Here is a 16,460-nt window from a genome sequence, read left to right as displayed (position 1 = left end):
GCCCCAGCGAACGGAGAACACGTGACAGGTCGTCTCGCCATCGACGACGTTCGGCCCGCGATCGACGGCGGGAGGTACCCGACCAAGGCTGTCACCGGTGAGGTCGTTCCTGTCTCGGCCGTAGTGTGGCGCGAGGGCCACGAGGCTCTTGCGGCGACGCTGGTGGTACGCGGTCCGGCCGCGGACCCCGAGACCATGGGCAAGCTCGTACGGATCCCCATGACACCGGGCCACGAACCCGACACGTTCAACGCGGTGTTCACCCCGACCAGCCCTGGCAGATGGACTTACCGTATCGAAGCCTGGAGCGATCCGATCGCCACGTGGCGTCACGCCGTCGAAGCGAAAATCGATGCGGGCCAGGGACCGGAGGATCTGGCCAACGACCTGGAGATCGGCGCGCAGCTGTTCGAGCGCACCTCAAAGGCGGCGCCCCGCGGGAGCCGGCCGGCGCTGCTCGCAGTGTCCGCCGCGCTCCGGTCGCATCGCACACTTGGCGAACGTGTCGCGCCTGCCTACTCTGCCGACGTCACCGAGGTCCTCCGCGCGCACCCACTGCGCGAGCTCGTCACCCGCGGTCGCGCGTACACGACGATCGTCGAGCGGCGCCGCGCGCTGTTCGGTTCGTGGTACGAGTTCTTCCCCAGGTCCACGGGGGGCTGGAACGATGACGGCACCCCGCGGCACGGCACGTTCGCGACAGCGGCTGCCGACCTTCCGCGCATCGCCGCGATGGGGTTCGACGTGGTGTATCTGCCGCCGATCCATCCGATCGGCAAGATCAACCGGAAGGGCCCGAACAACTCGTTGGTCGCGGGGCCCGACGATGTCGGATCGCCCTGGGCGATCGGGTCGGCAGAAGGCGGCCACGACGCTATCCACCCCGATTTGGGTACCGAGGAGGATTTCCGCGACTTCGTCACGCGTGCCCGCGAACTCGATCTCGAGGTTGCCCTCGACCTCGCGTTGCAGTGCGCACCGGATCACCCGTGGGCGCGGTCGCATCCCGAATGGTTCACGGTGCTGCCCGACGGAACGATCGCGTATGCGGAGAACCCGCCCAAGAAGTACCAGGACATCTACCCGATCAATTTCGATGTCGATCGTGACGGCATCTACGCCGAGGTGCTACGTGTGGTCCGGCACTGGATCGCAGCGGGAGTACGCATCTTCCGGGTCGACAATCCGCATACGAAGCCACCGGACTTCTGGGAGTGGCTGATCGAGGAGATCCGCAAGAGCGATCCGGATGTGGTGTTCCTCGCCGAGGCGTTCACCCGGCCCGCACGGATGTACGGTCTCGCGCGCCGCGGCTTCGCGCAGTCCTACACGTATTTCACGTGGCGGATCGCGAAATGGGAGCTCACCGAGTTCGGGTTGGAGATCGCAGGTAAGGCGGACGAGGCGCGGCCGAATCTGTTCGTCAACACCCCCGACATCCTCCACGAGTCGCTGCAGCACGGCGGTCCAGGAATGTTCGCACTGCGAGCAGCGTTGGCCGCAACCCTTTCGCCGACGTGGGGTGTGTACTCAGGTTACGAACTGTACGAGCATGTTCCGCTGCGACCCGGCAGCGAGGAGTATCTCGACTCGGAGAAGTACCAATTGCGTCCGAGGCGGTTCGACGACGCCCGCCGTCGCGGGGAATCCCTCGAGCCCTGGCTGACCGAGCTCAATCGGATCCGGCGGGCGCATCCGGCGCTACAGCAGCTCCGCAACATCACGTTCCACCACATCGACAACGACGCATTGATCGGGTACTCGAAGTTCGACCCGACGACCGGCGACACGGTGCTCACCATCGTCAACCTGAATCCGTATGCCGCGGAGCAGGGCACGATCTGGCTCGACATGCCCGCCCTCGGCCACGACTGGCACGACCATCTGCCGGTCTACGACGAAGTGAGCGGCGAGCAATACCACTGGGGCCAGGCCAATTTCGTACGGCTCGAACCGTGGCGATCGGTCGCTCACATCCTGGTGTTGCCGCGCATCGGAGTTCCCGTCCGCACAACTCTCGCGCACAGGAGGCAGCCGTGACCGTGCCGCCGTCAGCACCGCGTCACGCGCCGCATCCCGAGGAACTGGCACGCCTCGCAGCCGGCGAGCACCACGATCCCCATTCGATCCTCGGTGCGCATCCGCACCCCGAGGGCACGGTGTTCCGGGCGTTGCGGCCCGGCGCGCAGAAGGTCGAAGTGCGTGTGGGGGGAACGGATCATCCTCTCGAGTCGGTCGGACACGATGTGTTCAGCGCGTTGCTTCCGATACACGATCCCGCCGATTACCGGTTGGTCGTGACGTATCCGCTCGACTACACGGTGGTCGTCGCAGACGGGTACCGGTTTCTGCCCACTCTCGGCGAACTCGATCGCCATCTGATCAGTGAAGGTCGGCACGAGCGGTTGTGGGAAGTCCTGGGTGCCCACCCCCGCTCGTACGACACTCCCGACGGCACGGTCACCGGCACATCGTTTGCGGTGTGGGCTCCAGGTGCTCGTGGTGTGACGGTGATCGGCGACTTCGACCTGTGGGGCGGTGGTACCGCTCCGATGCGCGTTCTGGGGTCGAGCGGTGTGTGGGAGTTGTTCGTGCCCGGTGTCGAGCCGGGTCAGCTCTACAAGTATCGCGTCCACGGGCACGATGGTTCGATCCGTGACAAAGCCGATCCCATGGCATTCGCCACCGAGGTGCCACCGGCGACCGCGTCGGTGGTCACACGCAGCTCGCACGAGTGGCGCGATGAGCAGTGGCTCGCCTCGCGCGCCCAGGCCCAGCCCTGGCAGGAACCGATGAGTGTGTACGAGGTGCATCTCGGGTCGTGGCGTCCGGGACTGACCTATTCCGAGCTCGCCGACCAGCTGGCCGAATACGTGCGGGAAACCGGTTTCACCCATGTGGAACTCATGCCCGTCGCCGAGCATCCGTTCGGTGGGTCATGGGGTTACCAGGTCACCTCGTACTACGCGCCGACAGCGCGGTTCGGGACGCCCGACGAGTTCCGTGAGTTCGTCGATCGACTGCACGCCGCGAATGTCGGCGTGATCATGGACTGGGTGCCCGCGCACTTCCCGAAGGACGACTGGGCACTCGCCCGTTTCGACGGCACTCCGCTCTACGAACACGCCGATCCCCGGCGCGGCGAACAGCTCGATTGGGGTACCTATGTGTTCGACTACGGCCGTAAGGAGGTACGCAACTTCCTCGTCGCGAACGCGTTGTACTGGATCGAAGAGTTCCACATCGACGGATTGCGTGTCGATGCCGTGGCGTCGATGCTCTATCTGGATTATTCCCGGCCCGAGGGCGGCTGGACCCCGAACGAATTCGGTGGGCGTGAGAACCTCGATGCCGTCGCGTTCCTTCAGGAACTCAACGCGACAGTGCACAAGCACCACCCCGGTGTCGTGACGATCGCGGAAGAATCCACGGCGTGGCCCGGTGTGACGCGGCCGACGAATGTCGGGGGGCTCGGGTTCTCGATGAAATGGAACATGGGCTGGATGCACGACACCCTCGGGTATCTCATGCACGACCCGGTCCACCGGACTTTCCACCACCACGAGATCACGTTCTCCTTGATGTATGCGTGGAGCGAGCATTTCGTGCTGCCGATCAGTCACGATGAGGTCGTCCACGGCAAGGGCACGTTGTGGACGCGCATGCCCGGCGACGACCACACGAGAGCCGCCGGGTTGCGTGCGATGCTCGCGTACATGTGGTCGCACCCCGGGAAGCAGTTGCTGTTCATGGGACAGGAGTTCGGGCAGGTCGGTGAGTGGTCGGAGGAACGCGGTCTCGACTGGTGGCAGCTCGACGATCCGCACACCGGAGCATTGCATGCGGGTATCCGCACGCTGGTCGCCGATCTGAACCGCGTATACCGCCACCATCCGGCGCTGTACACGCTCGACACCACTCCCGGCGGGTATTCGTGGATCGATGCCAACGATGCCCACAACAATGTGCTCAGTTTCCTGCGCTACGGCAGCGACGGTTCGGTGATCGCGTGCCTGTACAACTTTTCGGGCAGCATGCAGGCCGACTACCGTGTGGGGCTGCCGGAACCGGGTGCCTGGGAGGAAGTTCTCAACACGGACGCGACCGCGTATCAGGGAAGCGGCACCGGTAATCTCGGCGCGGTGATCGCCACGACACATTCGTGGCACGGGCGCCCGGCTTCGGCTCGGGTGACGCTTCCGGCGCACGGCGCGATCTGGCTGTCGCCGCGGCGGTGATCGCCGGCAGCGACTGATGGAGAATGGATCGACGTGACACGACGACGCCGATGGTTCGCCCCGGTTCTTCCGATTCTTGTGGCTGTCCTGGTGGCCGGTTGTACGCAGCAGGTCTCGGGAACAGCGGTGTCGATCTACGACAATCCGTTCACCGTTGCAGGTCTACCTGTGGTGTCGGGCCCGACCGGGCCACGCAGTGGTGTCTCCGATGCCGACGTGACGATCGAGAACACCGATGGCGGTGCGATCGACATCCTTGCGGGTAACGCGATCGCCGACCTCGAGGAGTACTGGCGGCAGGAGTACAGCTCGGTCGCGCGAGGCGACTTCGTGCCGGTCGGCACGATCATCTCGTGGGATCCCTCCGAGCGTCGCGGCCCCCGTTTCTGCGGTGAGTCCACCTATGACTTCATCAATGCGGCGTACTGCAGCGGTGGGGACGTCATCGGCTGGGACCGCACCTACCTCATGCCGCAACTCGTCGAGGACTTCGGCCCCATGTCGGCGGTCACCGTACTCGCCCATGAGTACGGGCATGCCATCCAGTACACGGCGGGTATCGTCGGCGACGATGATCCCGGCATCGTGTTCGAGCAGCAGGCGGACTGTTTCGCCGGGGCCTTCATGCGACACGTCGCCGAGGGCGACTCCGAGCACTTCGAACTCAACACGGCGGACGGCCTCAACAATGTCCTGGCGTCGATGGTGTTGTTTCGCGACAGCGACCCGAACGATCCGGATTCCATCCACGGATCCGCGTTCGAACGCGTGACGGCGGTGCAGATCGGCTTCACGGACGGTGCCGCGACCTGTCCGCGTATCGATGCGGCAGAGATCGAATCCCGGCGCGCGGATCTGCCCCAGTATTTCGACAGCATCGACGACGGCGAACTACCGGTGACTGCGGAGTCGGTCGAGACCATCTTCGAGTCGTTCCACCACGTGTTCGACCTCGAATCGCCTCCCGAGCTGGAATTGTCGGGTGCGGATCTCGGTTGTCCCGACGCGAAGACGACGGTGCCGGTGTCGTACTGTCCGGCAACGAACACCGTGGGGGTCGACCTCGAGGAACTCGCCGCGGTCGGCACCCCGGACAGTTCGCGACGCGACGGTTTCAGTGCCGATGTGCGCGGTGATTACAACGCCTACGTCCTTGTCGCGTCCCGGTACGCGCTCGCGGTGCAGAAGGATGCGGGTCAAGGCCTCGCAGATGCCCGCACCGCGTTGCGTGCTGCATGCCTGTCGGGGGTGATCAGCGCGGCCTTGAGCCCGTCGAGCACGGTCGCTTCGGAACTCGACTCGGACGCCGAGATGGTGTGGCTTTCCCCTGGGGATCTCGACGAGGCCGTGTCCGGGTTGCTCCGCGACGGCCTCGCCGCGAGCGATGTCAACGGCAATACCGTCCCGAGTGGGTTCGCTCGGGTGGATGCGTTCCGCACCGGAGTACTCGGCGGCGAGAACTCGTGCACCGGCCGCTACCGCTGAGACAGCGGCCGGTGAGTCCTCGCGGCGACGGGGTCCGGTCGCGAAGGGGTCGGGTCGCGAATGGACCGGTCAGTAGAGCGCTGCAGCAAGCTTGCGACGTGCAGACACCACGAATGGCTCCGCCGGGTCGAACAGCTCGAACAGCTCGAGTAGTCGTGTGCGGGCTGCAGTGCGGTCGTCGCCGGCACTGCGCTTGACGAATGCGATGATCCGCTCGAAGGCCGCCGCGGGGTCCTGCGCGGACAGTTCGGCGTCGGCGGCGGCGAGTTGCGCCTCGAGATCGGCAGGAGCAGCATCCGCACGCGCTACCGCGTCCGCAGGAACGCCCTGGGACCGGGCCAGGAATTTCACCTGCCGCAGCGCCGCCTTGGCATCGGCGTTGTCGGGCTCGGAGTTGAGAATGAGGTTGTACGCAGCTTCGGCGCCCTCGAAATCGTTCTGCTCGAGAGCCTGCTCCGCCGCGACGAATCGCGGATCCTCGGGCTGTTCGGCCGGTTCGGCCTCTGCGGAGGGTGGGCCCGACAACTTGCCTTCGACAGCCTGGGCGATCGCCTCGAGCCACTGCCGCAGAGCCGGTTCGGGCTGGACGCCTTGGAAGTCTGCCAACGGCTGGCCTGCGGCAATCGCCACGACGGTCGGCACAGATTGGACTCCGAAGGCCTGGGCGATCCGAGGATTGGCGTCGACGTCGACTTTGGCGAGCACCCATGCACCTGCGGCCTCGGTGGCGAGCTTCTCGAGAAGCGGCGAGAGCTGTTTGCAGGGCTCGCACCAGGTGGCCCACAGGTCCACGATGACGGGTACCTGGGTCGAGCGCTGGAGCACTTCGGTTTCGAAGGTGGCCTCGGTGACGTCCACGATCGGTGGGAGTGCACCTTGCGTGCCGTCACCGGAGGGAGGCGGAGGGGGCGGCGTAGCAGCCCTGTCTTTGAGGGGCGCGAGATCCACCGCGCCGGACAGCGCCGCGGCCGCGGCGGCGGAACGTGAAGGACGGGAACCGGGTCGAGTCACGTCTTCCAGTTTGGCATGCCGCGGCCGATGAAGCTGCGGACGGTCAGACGGTGGCGGACGGTCAGACGGTGGCGGACGGTCAGACGGTGGCGGACGGTCAGACGGTGGCGGGTGCGTCCTGGCGGCTACCGGGCTCGGAGAGTTCTGCGAGGCGGCCGGTCTTGACGGCCCACCGCTCGAAGACGATGGTGCCGAACGGCGGGACACTCGACACGAGCGCCAGGAACGTGGTCTTGATGTCCCACTTCAGCGCCCACGCGGTGATGAAGGTGACGACGACGAACAGCATGAATCCGGCAACGCCGTGCACCATGCCGGGGATGCGGATGGCTTCCTCGTACCCGAGAACCCATTTGAAGAACATCGCGATCAGCAGGGCCAGCCAGGTCACCGCCTCCCAGATGGCTACGAGGCGGAACCTCTTCGCGGGAGTGGACAGGTCGAAGATCGTCGTCATAAGGGCCATTGTGCCCATTAATCTACGACGACCCGTAGTGGAGTGAGAGACATCACGGCCCTCGACGCTGGACGTCGAGGGCCGCGAGGGATCCGAGTTCGAAGATCAGGCCTTCGGCACCCGTACGATCAGCGCGTCGCCCTGCCCGCCACCACCGCACAATGCAGCCGCACCGATGCCGCCGCCTCGACGCTTCAGCTCCAACGCGAGATGCAGCGCGATGCGAGCACCGGACATACCGAGCGGGTGACCGAGTGCGATCGCCCCACCGTTGACGTTGACCTTGGCAGCATCGATCCCGAGCTCGCGAGCCGACGCGATACCCACTGCGGCGAACGCCTCGTTGATCTCGACGAGATCGAGATCCGCGGGGGCGATGCCCTCGCGTTCACACGCCTTGGCGATCGCGCGGGCCGGCTGCTGCTGCAGGGTCGAGTCGGGACCGGCGACGACACCCGACGCACCGATCTCCGCGATCCAGCTCAAACCGAGTTCCTCGGCCTTGGCCTTGCTCATCACGACCACCGCTGCCGCACCGTCCGAGATCTGGGATGCCGAGCCTGCAGTGACCGTGCCGTCCTTCGCGAACGCCGGACGCAACTTGCCGAGCGATTCGACGGTGGTGTCGGCGCGGATGCCTTCGTCGGTGGCGAACACGATCGGATCGCCTTTGCGCTGCGGGATCGACACGGGCACGACCTCGTCGTCGAACAGACCGTCCTTCCAGGCACGCGCCGCATTCTGGTGCGAGGCCGCGGCGAACGCGTCCTGTTCCTCACGAGAAACGAAATCGGAATCGGCATTCGCCGATTCGGTCAGCAGTCCCATCGCCTGGTCGGTGAAGATGTCGTGCAGACCGTCGTAGGCCATATGATCGCGCAGAGTCACGTCGCCGTACTTGAATCCGGCGCGACTCTTCTCGAGCATGTGCGGGGCCTGCGTCATCGACTCCTGACCGCCCGCGACGACGATGTCGAATTCGCCCGCGCGGATCAATTGATCGGCCATCGCGATGGCATTGAGGCCCGACAGACACACCTTGTTGATGGTCAGAGCGGGGACATCCATCGGGATGCCTGCGGCAACAGCGGCTTGACGTGCGGGGATCTGGCCGGCGCCTGCGGTGAGCACCTGGCCCATGATCACGTAATCGACCTTCTCCGGCGCGACCCCGGCCTTGTCCAAGGCACCCTTGATGGCGACTCCCCCGAGATCGGCTCCCGAGAAGTCCTTCAACGAACCTTGCAGGCGACCCATCGGTGTACGGGCTCCAGCGACAATGACAGAACTGCTCACGGGAAATGTCCTCCGAATAGACAATGCGGATGCTCACTCGGTGGGATACCCGGGACCCGATATGAGCTTGACCAACGGTACCGCTACCGTCAGAGGTATGACCGAGACCTCCCCCACATCGTCGCCTGTCGCGGCAGCTCTGTCCTCCGGGCTCGTCACGGCGATCGACCACGTCGGCATCGCCGTCCCCGATCTCGACGCCGCACTCACGTGGTACGCCGAGAACGTCGGGCTCGTGTCCACGCACGAAGAGATCAACGAGGAGCAGGGCGTCCGGGAGGCCATGCTCTCCGTTCCGGGCAGCCCCGACGGTGCCACCCAGATCCAGCTGCTGGCCCCGCTCGACGAGAACTCGACCATCGCGAAGTTCATCGACCGTAGCGGCCCCGGATTGCAGCAGCTCGCCTACCGGGTCACCGACCTCGATGCGATCTCCACGCACCTGCGTGAACAAGGCGTGCGACTTCTGTACGACGCACCGCGTCGCGGCACGGCCGATTCGCGGATCAACTTCCTGCATCCGAAGGATGCCGGTGGCGTTCTCGTCGAGCTCGTCGAGCCCGCCGCGAACCCCGCTCACTGACCCGATGTGTGAGTAGCTCCAGCACTGTGGTGCTGGAGCTGCCCAAGTGATCCCGGATTCGAGCGGGTAGATTGGCTTCATGGTCTTCGATCGTGATCGCGCTCCCAGTCACCTGCCGTTCTCCATCGTGCGGAAGGGCTTCGACCGCGACGAGGTGACCAACTACTTCGCCCGATTCGAAGCCGAGCTCCGCGTGACGGCAACCGACCGCGACGCAGCATCCGCACAGGCCCGTGATCTGGCCCGTCAGCTGGAGAATGCCCGGAACGAGATCGACGATCTCCGCAAGGACGTCGATCGCCTCTCGGTGCCTCCGACCACCGCGGAAGGCATGAGCGACCGCATCTCCCGGATGCTCCGACTGGCATCCGACGAAGCGTCGGAGCTTCGAGCCCGCGCTGAGAGCGATGCCGCCGAGATGGTCTCTCTCGCCGAGCAAGAAGGCATTCGCCTCCGCGGCGATTTCGAGAAGCGACTCGAGGACCTCGAGAACCGTCGCCTTGCCTGCGAGGAAGAACACTCCCGCACGATGGCTGCCGCACGTACCGAAGCCGACCGGATCGTCGCCGCCGCGCGCGCCGAGGCCGACCGTCGCGCCGCCGAGGCCGAAAGCAAGCGTGAGCAGGTGCAGCAGGACTTCGAGATCACGATGTCCGAACGCCGGTCGAAACTGCTCGGTTCACTCGACGAGCTCGAGCGCTCGAGCAAGGGCGAAGCAGAGCGTCGCCTCGAACAGGCCACCTCCGAAGCGAGTCGACGCCTCGCTGTGGCCACCGAGGCCTCCGAACGCAAGATCGCGAACGCCAAGGGGCTCACCGAGGAACTGCTCGTCATGCGGGGACGCATCCTCGGGCAGCTCGATGCCGTCCGTGAACAGCTCGACGGCGTACCCGACATGCTCGCGGCAGCAACCGAGGAAACCGACCTCCTTGCCCGCAACCTCTCGGACGACACCCCAGCACCGTCGGATGTCGAGGACAACGCGTCCGCCCAGCCCGCAGCAAAGGCCGAGTCCGACAGCGCCCGGCGCGGAGGCAAGAACGGCGAGCCCAGCACCACGAACTCGCGGCCGGGGTCCGACAAGCCCGACACCGAGAAGAGTGCGAGCAACAGCACCGACTCAGACGAAGCCGAAGCACGCGTAAGCGACCGAGGCACAACCCCGAAGGCTCCGAAGCAGACTCAGCCGCCGGCTCCGGCCCGAGGCGAGTCTCCGCGCCCCGGCGGCAGTGGTCGTTCGCCTGCGGTGGCGAGCAGAGTGCGGCGGTAGTCGCAACCACGCCGGGTAGCAGGACCGTCGTCTGGTCAGGACCAACGCCGGGTCAGGACCAACGCCGGGTCGGCCCCCGTCGTGCGCGGGCCGACCAGCATCCGTTGTGCCAATGCCGACGATCGTCGGCACCGCCGGGAACGTCGTTCGACCACGCCACGATGTGGGGCGTCCCCGGTGCGATCTCGTGGTCGCATCCCGGACAGCGATACGGTTTCGTCGCTCGCGACCCCGGCACCGTCCGCACCGTGAACTGTTCGGACTCCGCACCGGCAGGGCCCGACTCGGACCGCGTGGTCGCCCAACCGAAGGACGAGGACCCCGAGCCCGACGACTCGGTGTTCGCTTTTGCGTGTTTGCGCGACGCATGAGGACGATTCCGGCGTGGCATGGCTCAGAACAGCCGGAACTCGGTGCTCTCGATCCCCCGCAACGCCTCGTAATCGAGTACCAGGCAGCGGATACCGCGATCGGTCGCGAGCGTCTTGGCCTGCGGCTTGATCTGTTGGGCGGCAAACACTCCGCTCACGGGCGCGAGAAGCGGATCCCGATTGAGCAGTTCGAGATAGCGCGTGAGCTGTTCCACCCCGTCGATCTCACCACGCCGCTTGATTTCGACCGCGACCGTGGCGCCGTCGGCATCGCGGCACAGTAGGTCGACAGGGCCGATGGCCGTCGGAAACTCGCGCCGCACCAGGCTGTATCCCGCACCGAGGGTTTCCACATGTTCGGCGAGCAGTTCCTGTAGGTGCGCTTCGACACCGTCCTTGATCAGGCCCGGATCGACTCCGAGTTCATGGCTCGAGTCGTGCTCGATCTCCTCGATGGTGATTCGCAACTGCTCGCCGGCCTTGTTCGTGACCACCCAGAGCGCCGCGGTGTCCTCCTCCGGAGCCTCTTCCGACAACCAGCACGGCGGGCTCATCCAGTTGAGAGGCTTGTAGGCACGGTCGTCGGCATGCACGCTCACCGACCCGTCCGCTTTCACCAACAACAATCGGCGTGCGGTGGGAAGGTGTGCGGTCAGACGTCCGATGTAGTCGACACGGCAACGAGCAATCACTAGGCGCACACGCCCACCCTAAGGGATGACCTCGTCTACGCTCGAACGACCATGTCAGCACGCAACAGCCGTACCGCGCCGCTCGGTTCCGCGATCCTGGGACAGCCTGAGGAGCCGGTCCGGCGGCTCCGAATTCGGGTCCAGTCTTTGCTGACTCTCTCGCTGGCGGGCACTCACATCGTCGGCGCCTTGATCGCAGCGACCCTCATCAATGTCGTGATCCCCGGGCCGTCGTTGCTCACCTCGGAGTTCCTCATTGTGATCGCCGTCCTCGCTCCGGCGTATGTGGTCGTGGCGATCGTTGTCGGGACGGTTCTCGGCACCCGCTACGGTGTGGATCATCTGGCCTGGGCTCTCGACGGCCGTCGTCCCACCGCCCGAGAGCAACGCACTGCCCTGAATCTCCCGCTGCGGATGACCCTGCAACAGGGTTTCCTCTGGGTCATCGGGCTGGTCCTGTTCACCACGTGCCTCGGGATCATCGATCCCGACACTATTCCCAAGGTGTCCATCACGATCCTGCTCGCCGGAACCACCGTGTGCGGGTTCGTCTATCTGTTCACCGAATTCGCGCTTCGGCCGATCGCAGCACGGGCACTCGAGGCAGGGGCACCCCGACGTCATCGCCTTGCCGGAACCACCGGTCGGGTGATGCTCGCGTGGGTTCTCGGCAGCAGTATCCCCGTGATCGGACTGATGCTGATCGCGGTGTTCAGTTTCATTCGTCCGGTCACCCCGGTCCGTTTCGCCGTGACCATCCTCGCGCTCGGAAGCATCACCCTGCTCGTCGGTTCGTTGCTGCTGTTCCTCAGCGTGCGCTCGAGTATTGCCCCGATCGAATCGGTGCAATACGGCATGTCACAGATCGAGAAAGGCGACCTGGACACGAAAATCGTGGTGTACGACGGCACCGAACTCGGCGAACTCCAGGCCGGATTCAACCGCATGGCCGATGGATTGCGGGAACGCGAGCGCATCAGAGAAGTCTTCGGTAGGCACGTCGGAAGAGATGTCGCGGCCGAAGCACTCGAGAGCGCAGACATCCTCGGCGGCGAGGAACGCGATGTCGCAGTGCTGTTCATCGACATCGTCGGGTCGACGGCCCTGGCAAGCGAGTGGCCCCCTGTCGAGGTTGTCGCCTTGCTCAATCGTTTCTTCGCGGTGGTCGTGGAGGAAGTCCACCGCGCCGGTGGGTCGGTCAACAAGTTCGAGGGTGACGCGGCGCTGGCGATCTTCGGTGCACCGCTGCGGGTCGACGATGCGTCCGGTCGTGCGTTGCGGACCGCTCGCACGATGGCACATCGACTCGCCGCCGAGATCCCCGAGTGTCGCGCGGGAATCGGGGTTGCGGCAGGTCGGGCGGTCGCGGGAAACATCGGCGCCGCAGAACGTTTCGAGTACACCGTGATCGGAGACCCGGTGAACGAGGCGGCGCGTTTGTCCGACCTCGCGAAAACCGTGCCGGGCTACGTCCTTGCATCGGGTCGCGCCCTCGACACCGCCGCGAGCGACGAGGCATCCGAATGGACCGTGCAGGACGAAATCACATTGCGCGGCCGGGCGGAGGCCACTCGGCTGGCAGTACCGGCCGAGTGACCTCGCTCCCTCACTCCCCTGCGAGGACTGCGTCGAGGAACTTGCGGGTCCGTTCCTCTTTCGGATTGGTGAAAATGACCTCGGGCGTACCCTGTTCGATGATTCGCCCCTTGTCGAACATCAGGACACGGTTGGAGACGTCCCTGGCGAAATGCATCTCGTGCGTGACGATCAGCATCGTGATGTCGGTGGTGTCCGCGATCTGCCGCAGAACGTCGAGCACGTCGGCGACGAGCTCCGGGTCGAGCGCCGACGTGACCTCGTCGAGCAGCAGGATGTCGGGGTCCATCGCCAGCGCACGGGCGATGGCCACGCGCTGCTGTTGACCGCCCGACAGCTGAGTCGGGTGCGCTTTCTCCTTGTCGGACAGACCCACCATCGCGAGTAGTTCGCGCGCCCGAGCTTCCGCATCGGCCTTCTTGCGGCCCAGCACGTGGATGGGCGCCTCGGTGAGATTCTCCATCACGTTCATGTTCGGAAACAGGTTGAAATGCTGGAACACCATGCCGATGCTCTGCCGCACTTTGCGCAGGTGCTTCTCGGACGCGGGAACAAGTTTGGCTCCCTTGCGCTCGTGGCTCAACGGCTCGCCCTTGACCCATACCACTCCGCCGTCGACTTTCTCCAAGGTCATGAGAAGCCTCAGGATCGTGGTCTTGCCCGAGCCACTCGGCCCGATCAAGGTCACGCGGTCGCCGGGGGCGACATCGAAGTCGAGGTGGTCGAGCACGACGTTGTCGCCGAACTGCTTCACTACGGATTCGAACCGGATCATCGGCTCGCCCGACGTTCCACCGCCGGATGGATCCGCAGCTCCACCGGTGTCCTTGGTCAGATCAGTAGGCAAGACGACGCTCCAATCGGCGAATCAGCAATGAGGTCGGGTAGCTCGCTATCAGGAAGATCAATCCGGCCAATGTCAACGGCTCGAGATACTGGAAATTCCTGGCACCGAACTGCTGCGCTGCAGTGACCATCTCGACCACCGAAATGGTGAAGAGAAACGGCGTGTCCTTGAACATCGAGACTGCGTAATTTCCCAGCGCAGGAACCACCCGACGCACGGCCTGCGGCAAGATGACCGCCCGCCACGTACGGCTGCTCGGCAACGACAATGCCCTTGCTGCCTCCCACTGCCCCACAGGTACGGCTTCGATCCCGGCCCGATACACCTCGGCCATGTACGTCGCGTAATGGATGCCCAATACCGCGATACCGATCTGCAGCGCACTGAACTGCGGAAGCATGTAGTACACGAAGAGCAACTGGACGACCAACGGTGTGAGGCGAATGAACTCGACGACGGCTCCGAGCACCATCGACAAGGGACGCGGCAAACTTCGTCGGGCGATTGCCACAACTAAGCCCAACACTGCGGCGAGAAAGAAACCGAGGACTGTGGCGAGCAGGGTTATCTTGAATCCTTCGAGCAACACCGGAAGCGCATCCCAGGCGCGTTGCCAACTCCAGTCGACGGTCATGTCTTCACCTCCTCGGGCTTGTCGACAACCGGTGCGAGGCCGAAGATCTCACGCATCGATGGCCCTGTCCCCAGTCTGCTCTTCGCCCGCACCTCGAGCGCATTCATCAACAGCGTCAACGCATATCCCACAATGAAGTACAAGACGAGCCCGACACCGAAGGCGAAAAGTGTGTCGCCGGTGGTGCGACGCAACTGCTCGATCTCGAAGGTCAGATCCTGCAAGAGGATATAGCTTGCGAGCGCTGTGCCCTTGAGCAGCTGGATCAGCAAGTTCGTCAGCGGGGGAATCATTTCTGCCCATGCTTGCGGAAAGATGACCTTCCGAAGACGCTGCCAATAACTGAAATTCAGCGCGGTCGCGGCCTCCCATTGCGGACGCGGGACCGACGCGATCGCGCCGCGCACCACTTCGGCACCGTACGCGCCGTAGTTCAACGACAGTGCGAGGATGCCGCACACGATCGGCTCGAGCCGGTAGCCGAACAGCGGCATGACATAGAAGAACCAGAACAACTGCACCAGAAGCGAAGTACCCCTGAAGAACTCGATGACGATCCGGGAACTCCCCCTCAGGACCAGGTTCTTCGCGCCGGCCGCCAGCCCGAAGGCGACGGCCAGCAGGAACGCGAAGAACGCACTACCGATCGTGAGGTAGAGAGTGACCAGGATTCCATCGAGTATTCGAGGAAACGCATTTGTCAGCGCCTCGATCTTCGAACCGAAATCCATTCTGGAGAACCCGCTCTCAGGAGACGCCCTCGCAGAGCATCGCCGTGGTCAGTTCCGGATCGGGCAATTCCTCTTCGGTGAAACCGAATTCACCGACGATCGACAGGTACTTGTCCTTGTCCGACGTGATCTTCTGAAGCTCTTCGTTGTAGGCGTCGCGAAGTTCTTCGTCGCCCAAGCGGAAGACGGTGCCGCCTGCACCGACCTGAGGCACTCCGCCGATCTCGGCGACGAACGACTGCGTGACGTCGACCGGTGCCGACTCGTTGTTCTGCTTCATCCAGTTGAGCGAGATACCGGTGAGAGCGAAGACGTCGGCACGACCGTTGATCACCGCGTCCATGCCGTCCTGCGCGGATGCGACCTGCATCGCGTCGATTCCCGACTCCGCGGCATAATCCGACTCGATCGCGCCTGTCATGACCGCCAGGCTGGCGCCCGAGTCGCTGACCGATTGGATGTCCGACAGGTTCTGAGGATTGCCCTCAGGCACCATCAACGCTGTCGTGTAGTTGAACTCGGGCTCACTGAACAGCGCCTGCTCGCATCGCTGCGGCAGGATCGACATGCCGGCACTGACAACGTCGAACCGACCTGCCTGGAGACCGGGAATGAGCGCACCGAAGTCGGTGGCGACGCCTTCCACGTTCTCGATACCGAGGTTCTTGAAGATCTCACGGTGAAGGGCAACGGTCGCACCGGTGAGTTCGCCGTCCTCCATGAAGCTGTACGGGGCCTCACCGGCGAATCCGACAGTGACAGTTCCGGCCTCTCGCAAGCTCTCGAGGGTTGTCCCACCCTCCGCGCTTCCGGTGTCCGTACTGGTGCAGCCGGCGATAGATGCACCGACAAGTCCCAGTCCGGCAACACCAGCGGCGAACCTCACGGCCGCATTTCTACCAAGTCGCATACTCATCGTCCCAAATCCCTTTCGTCGTCACTAGGAACGACCCGGGAGGATCCGTACCGCCTTGCAGCACGACCCAACGGATCTGCCCAGCGGACGTTACCGACAGAAAGGGTCAAACCGGAAACCAGAATCGCGTTGTTACCATCTCGTAACCTGCGCGAAGGTTCCAGAGCAGCGGGAAGACAGAAATATTCAGACAACGCGGTGAGGGGCCCCACGAAGTGGAGCCCCTCACCGGAACGAATACACGGCAACGAAAAACACGAAGGGGGACCCACAAAGTGAGTCCCCCTTCGGAACGAATGCACGGCGGCGACCTACTCTCCCACACCCTGACGA

15 protein-coding genes are annotated in these 16,460 nt (G+C 64.5%); 6 read left to right on the top strand and 9 right to left on the bottom strand.

Annotation, left to right across the window (positions count from 1 at the left end; genetic code table 11):
- The first annotated feature begins 21 nt into the window (after positions 1-21).
- Genes HCA61_RS12300 through HCA61_RS12290 form a run of 3 tightly spaced genes read left to right on the top strand, consistent with a single transcriptional unit; the run spans position 22 to position 5,723 of the window.
- Complete coding sequence (locus tag HCA61_RS12300; RefSeq protein WP_169688492.1) at positions 22-2,040, top strand: alpha-1,4-glucan--maltose-1-phosphate maltosyltransferase; 2,019 nt, start codon at positions 22-24, stop codon at positions 2,038-2,040.
- On the top strand, positions 2,037-4,238 hold the full coding sequence (gene glgB, locus HCA61_RS12295; protein WP_169688491.1) for a 1,4-alpha-glucan branching protein GlgB: 2,202 nt from the start codon (positions 2,037-2,039) through the stop codon (positions 4,236-4,238). The genes HCA61_RS12300 and glgB overlap by 4 nt, the downstream gene beginning before the upstream one ends.
- A 33-nt stretch (positions 4,239-4,271) precedes the next feature.
- Positions 4,272-5,723 (top strand): metallopeptidase, encoded by a 1,452-nt coding sequence (locus HCA61_RS12290; protein WP_169688490.1) that lies wholly within the window; start codon positions 4,272-4,274, stop codon positions 5,721-5,723.
- Between the two features lie 69 nt (positions 5,724-5,792).
- On the opposite strand, the gene HCA61_RS12285 is transcribed toward HCA61_RS12290, so the two are convergent.
- The 3 genes from HCA61_RS12285 to HCA61_RS12275 all read right to left on the bottom strand — a co-directional run bounded on the left by HCA61_RS12285 (position 5,793) and on the right by HCA61_RS12275 (position 8,487).
- Entirely contained in the window at positions 5,793-6,683 is an 891-nt protein-coding gene (locus HCA61_RS12285; protein ID WP_169688883.1) for a tetratricopeptide repeat protein, read from the bottom strand.
- Between the two features lie 148 nt (positions 6,684-6,831).
- Positions 6,832-7,191 (bottom strand): DUF3817 domain-containing protein, encoded by a 360-nt coding sequence (locus HCA61_RS12280; RefSeq protein ID WP_169688489.1) that lies wholly within the window; start codon positions 7,189-7,191, stop codon positions 6,832-6,834.
- A gap of 105 nt (positions 7,192-7,296) precedes the next feature.
- Positions 7,297-8,487, bottom strand: a complete 1,191-nt coding sequence (locus HCA61_RS12275; protein ID WP_169688488.1) for an acetyl-CoA C-acetyltransferase — start codon at positions 8,485-8,487, stop codon at positions 7,297-7,299.
- A gap of 97 nt (positions 8,488-8,584) precedes the next feature.
- On the opposite strand from HCA61_RS12275, the gene mce reads away from it, so the two are divergent.
- Both mce and HCA61_RS12265 read left to right on the top strand, forming a co-directional pair.
- Positions 8,585-9,070, top strand: coding sequence for a methylmalonyl-CoA epimerase (gene mce / locus HCA61_RS12270; RefSeq protein WP_169688487.1), 486 nt, complete (start codon positions 8,585-8,587; stop codon positions 9,068-9,070).
- 79 nt (positions 9,071-9,149) lie between these two features.
- Complete coding sequence (locus HCA61_RS12265) at positions 9,150-10,340, top strand: hypothetical protein (protein WP_240959232.1); 1,191 nt, start codon at positions 9,150-9,152, stop codon at positions 10,338-10,340.
- A 52-nt stretch (positions 10,341-10,392) separates the two neighbouring features.
- Here the strand turns inward: HCA61_RS12265 and HCA61_RS26300 are convergent, their stop codons facing one another.
- Positions 10,393-10,731, bottom strand: a complete 339-nt coding sequence (locus HCA61_RS26300; protein ID WP_169688486.1) for an ATP/GTP-binding protein — start codon at positions 10,729-10,731, stop codon at positions 10,393-10,395.
- 3 nt (positions 10,732-10,734) lie between these two features.
- Complete coding sequence (nucS, locus tag HCA61_RS12255; RefSeq protein ID WP_169688485.1) at positions 10,735-11,412, bottom strand: endonuclease NucS; 678 nt, start codon at positions 11,410-11,412, stop codon at positions 10,735-10,737.
- Positions 11,413-11,454: 42 nt separating this feature from the next.
- Between nucS and HCA61_RS12250 the strand changes: the two genes are divergently transcribed.
- Positions 11,455-12,999 carry an adenylate/guanylate cyclase domain-containing protein gene (locus HCA61_RS12250; RefSeq protein ID WP_169688484.1) on the top strand — a complete coding sequence of 515 codons (1,545 nt, stop codon included), beginning with the start codon at positions 11,455-11,457 and terminating at the stop codon, positions 12,997-12,999.
- Between the two features lie 10 nt (positions 13,000-13,009).
- Here HCA61_RS12250 and ehuA read toward each other — a convergent pair whose 3' ends face one another.
- The 4 genes from ehuA to ehuB all read right to left on the bottom strand — a co-directional run bounded on the left by ehuA (position 13,010) and on the right by ehuB (position 16,127).
- Positions 13,010-13,774 (bottom strand): ectoine/hydroxyectoine ABC transporter ATP-binding protein EhuA, encoded by a 765-nt coding sequence (gene ehuA / locus HCA61_RS12245; RefSeq protein WP_169688882.1) that lies wholly within the window; start codon positions 13,772-13,774, stop codon positions 13,010-13,012.
- A 61-nt stretch (positions 13,775-13,835) separates the two neighbouring features.
- On the bottom strand, positions 13,836-14,480 hold the full coding sequence (gene ehuD / locus HCA61_RS12240; protein ID WP_169688483.1) for an ectoine/hydroxyectoine ABC transporter permease subunit EhuD: 645 nt from the start codon (positions 14,478-14,480) through the stop codon (positions 13,836-13,838).
- Positions 14,477-15,211, bottom strand: a complete 735-nt coding sequence (ehuC, locus tag HCA61_RS12235; RefSeq protein WP_169688482.1) for an ectoine/hydroxyectoine ABC transporter permease subunit EhuC — start codon at positions 15,209-15,211, stop codon at positions 14,477-14,479. The genes ehuD and ehuC overlap by 4 nt, the downstream gene beginning before the upstream one ends.
- A 16-nt stretch (positions 15,212-15,227) precedes the next feature.
- Positions 15,228-16,127 (bottom strand): ectoine/hydroxyectoine ABC transporter substrate-binding protein EhuB, encoded by a 900-nt coding sequence (ehuB, locus tag HCA61_RS12230; RefSeq protein ID WP_169688481.1) that lies wholly within the window; start codon positions 16,125-16,127, stop codon positions 15,228-15,230.
- Between the last annotated feature and the right edge of the window lie 333 nt (positions 16,128-16,460).

It is taken from the genome of Rhodococcus sp. HNM0563, from assembly GCF_012726195.1.
GTDB lineage: Bacteria > Actinomycetota > Actinomycetes > Mycobacteriales > Mycobacteriaceae > Rhodococcus.
The sequence above is the reverse complement of the archived record's forward strand: the minus strand, read 5'-3'. Positions and strand labels throughout refer to the sequence as shown.